Genomic DNA, 3456 nt, shown 5'->3' on the forward strand with positions numbered 1-3456 from the left:
ATCAGCAAACTGTCAGCCATGCGCGATGGTCTCCGCCATGCGGCTAAATGCCCGGCGCCCAGTCATTTGGAGTGCGGGCAGTTTCGGCGATTGATGAATATTGCGTCGTCACGCATGAAGCACGAAAAAGCCGGGAGGCGCGAGCATGGTTGAGCGAAATGAGGATGATCGCAAAGCCGGGCATGTGCAGTTTTCCAGTCACCGGGGTGGCCCGCGCCATCGGGTGCGTTACGTGGAAAGTCCTGCGCCGCCCGCCGGGGAATGCCGATTATGCGTGGGCTCGCTGGCTGGTGACAGCGCAAACGCGGGAGCGGGTAGCCAGGAAGCGAAGCCGGCGGAGAAGGAGTCTGTCGACGAGGCCCAGCCCGGAAAAGACTGAGCCCCCTACCAGGGGATGTCTCTGCCATCCCAGGCGATAAAGCGCCCATGATCATTGTCGTCCGCGCCATCAATCAGCGCGGCCAGCTGTCGGGCGGACCGTTGTGGTGAAAACAGTTTGTGCGTCGGCACATTGCGCTGGAAGGGTTCTGACAGGGGGGTATCGGTGGTGCCCGGATGCAGCGCTATGACACACAGGTTCGGATAGCGGCGCCGGGTTTCAATGGCCAGGGTACGCAGCAGCTGGTTCTGGGCTGCCTTGCTGGAGCGGTAGCTGTACCAGCCGCCCAGATGATTGTCGGTAATGCTGCCCACCCGTGCAGACAGGCTGGCAAACACGGTGTGGCGGTCCTGCGGCATAACGGGGATCAGGTGCCGGGCCAGCAGCACGGGCACAAAGGCATTGAGTGCAAAGCTTTGCTGCAGGCCTTGGAGGGTGACATCCTCCAGCCGCTTCTCCGGTCTGAGTGCGGTGTCGTTGTCGTGAAGCCAGCCGGCGCTGTTGATGATCTGCTCCGGGGCCAGGTCCAGTTGCCGGATTTTCCGGGCCAGAGCGTCCAATTGGGTTTCGTCGGTCAGGTCCGTATCAATACAGTGTAGCGGCATTCCCTGTTTCTGCAGATGCAGCAGGGCTGGGCAGGACGAAGCTCGCCGGGATACGGCAATCACGGGAGTGTCACGGTTTAGCCAATGCCGGGTCAGGGCCAGGCCAATGCCGGAACTGGCGCCGGTGATCAGGCGGATCGGTGACGAAGTGTTGGGCGTTGTCATGGGACCAGTATGTACGGACGGGGATAACAGGCCGTGAAGACGGTTTACGGCATAACGAAATGCTCGATCCCCCGGTTGAGAAAATGCAGGAGCATGCGATAGCTGTCCAGATCAAAGCAGACGTCATGCGGGGGGTGCAGATCTTCCTCGCCGGGGGCATGGTTAAACGTCGCCAGATGACACCACTGATGCACCAGGTGGTAGTCGTCTTCCGTTGCCCCGCATTCGCGAATCACTAGCGTGCCGTTATAGGGCCAGGCCTGGATTTGGTGTTCATGTAAGGCCTGCCTGAGTCGACGGTTGTGGCTGCCAGGGCTTTCCTTGCCGCAACAGGCACCTTGGCAGCGATTCAATTGAAACGAAAAGCATGGCCCGCTGCCGCTTTCCAGTCCGCAGACCTTTGGGCAAAGGCGATATTGTTTGATCCAGTGTTCCAGGGCCAGGCGGGCCTGTCGGGGGCTGCGGTAAAGGCCATAGCTATCCTGGTTCCACAGCGATTCCCTGGCCGGGCGATGCAGTACCGGTGCCAGAAAAGCCGTGTCAGAGGTGTTCAGTATCCAGGTGTGCAGCTGTTTATAGCGTCGCTGGCGACGGTTGAAGATTGGCTGGCGCTGTTTGATTTCGCGGTTTTCCAGCAGCAGGGCGCCCAGCTCTCCGGCGGTAAGTGTGTAATCGATATGATCCGTCAGTTGGCACATTCGGCGTGCCCTGGAGGATCGCTGGCATGATTGAAAATGACTCTTCACCCGCTGACGGATGTTGATGCTCTTGCCAATGTAGAGGAGCTCCCCCTCAGCCCCGTAGAAGCGATAGACGCCCGGCTGCGAGGGCAGGTCGTTGACCCAGTGAGGCGTTGTCATGGCAGGTGGAGTGATCATGCCGGGGTTTTACCGGTTCATGAGTCAGCCCGGTGTGAAGGGCCCCGGTGGCGTGTTTATTATCGGCGAGGGTAGACTTGTCGCACCGCCTGGCAACGCGCCTGCGGCAGCAATGAAAACATTCACGACAAGCGAGCATTCTTATGGATGAAATGGAGCAGGCCGAAGACGAATTTGCGCAGAAGGCAATGATTGAAGCGGTGGAAAATCAGATTGCGGATGGTCACCCCCGTGAGGCGGGCATGGTAATGATGGCGTTGACCAAAAATGGCCTGGACCATGATGCCGCGCTGGAAAAAATGGCGGATGTGCTTGTTGTCCATGTGGCGGCGACCCTGGAAAACCAGACGCCTTTTGATATCAATGCTTACGCGAGAGATCTGTTGCAACTGGCCAAGGGTTAATCGCCAGTCACATCGGTCTGGCATTAGTACGTGCGCTATTACGACCAGAGTCGAGTGCAAGTGGGTGGTCAATTCCTCTATAGTCGGGATTGCTATTGACCTGCCAGGAGTTGCTCCCATGCCCTTCCAGCCTTACGCGGATATCGGCCAGCAAATAACCCGTATTGATACTGCCATGATCCGCGAAGGGTTGGCGGCCTGTTATTTGCTTCAAGGTGGAGAGGAGTACGCCATTATTGAGACCGGCACCCATCACACGGTGCCGATTATTCTTTCCCTGTTGGCGCAGCGAGGTATTGAGCGGCATCAGGTGAAATTTGTGATTCCCACCCATGTCCATCTGGACCATGCCGGGGGTGTGGGTGGGTTAATGCAGGCATTGCCAGCGGCCACCTTGCTGATCCACCCCCGTGGTGCCCGGCACATGATTGATCCCTCCAAGCTCAAGGCGGGCGCGACGGCGGTATACGGTGAAGAGGCCTTCGCGAAAGTCTACGGCGATATTATTCCTGTGGACGCGCAGCGTGTGCGAGAAATGCATGAGGGCGACCATGTGTTGGTGGGCGATCGTCGCCTGGATTTTTACGATACTCCGGGTCATGCCCGCCACCATTTCTGTGTGTATGACTCGCTCTCCGCCGGCATCTTTACGGGTGACACCTTTGGGTTGTCTTATCCTCCATTGATGACCGAAAAAGGTCCTTTTATTTTACCCACGACGACCCCGGTACAGTTTGATCCTGAGGCGCTGAAAGCATCGATTCGCAAGCTGCTGGCTCTGAACCCCGAACGCATGTTTCTGACTCACTATGGCGCCCTGGACGCTCCCCGGGAGCCTGGCGAACGCTTGCTGGCCATGGTGGATGATTACGTGGCGCTGGCGGAAAAAGCCGCTCCCGGTGATGAGGCTACGTTGTTGCCGCGATTGGAATCTGCCATGCAGGACTATCTGTTTGCCAAGGCTCGCGACCATGGTGTCGCCCTGTCGGAGGATGAACTGCAGGATGCGCTCGGGTTTGATATCA

Annotated in this window: 5 protein-coding genes; 3 read left to right on the forward strand and 2 right to left on the reverse strand. The window is 58.3% G+C overall.

All coding sequences use genetic code 11. From position 1 onward, the window contains the following. The first annotated feature begins 145 nt into the window (after window positions 1-145). A complete protein-coding gene (locus A3754_RS08350; protein WP_063519304.1) occupies window positions 146-379 on the forward strand; it encodes a hypothetical protein in 234 nt (77 codons plus the stop codon). Between the two features lie 5 nt (window positions 380-384). Here the strand turns inward: A3754_RS08350 and A3754_RS08355 are convergent, their stop codons facing one another. Both A3754_RS08355 and A3754_RS08360 read right to left on the reverse strand, forming a co-directional pair. Further along, entirely contained in the window at window positions 385-1149 is a 765-nt protein-coding gene (locus A3754_RS08355) for an SDR family NAD(P)-dependent oxidoreductase (RefSeq protein WP_063519305.1), read from the reverse strand. 44 nt (window positions 1150-1193) lie between these two features. Continuing rightward, window positions 1194-2027 (reverse strand): GIY-YIG nuclease family protein, encoded by an 834-nt coding sequence (locus A3754_RS08360; RefSeq protein WP_082872482.1) that lies wholly within the window; start codon window positions 2025-2027, stop codon window positions 1194-1196. 143 nt (window positions 2028-2170) lie between these two features. Between A3754_RS08360 and A3754_RS08365 the strand changes: the two genes are divergently transcribed. Both A3754_RS08365 and A3754_RS08370 read left to right on the forward strand, forming a co-directional pair. Then, a complete protein-coding gene (locus A3754_RS08365) occupies window positions 2171-2431 on the forward strand; it encodes a hypothetical protein (RefSeq protein WP_063519307.1) in 261 nt (86 codons plus the stop codon). 118 nt (window positions 2432-2549) lie between these two features. Then, on the forward strand, window positions 2550-3456 hold a 907-nt coding region (locus A3754_RS08370; protein ID WP_063519308.1), incomplete at its 3' end, for an MBL fold metallo-hydrolase.

The organism is Alcanivorax sp. HI0083, assembly GCF_001635175.1.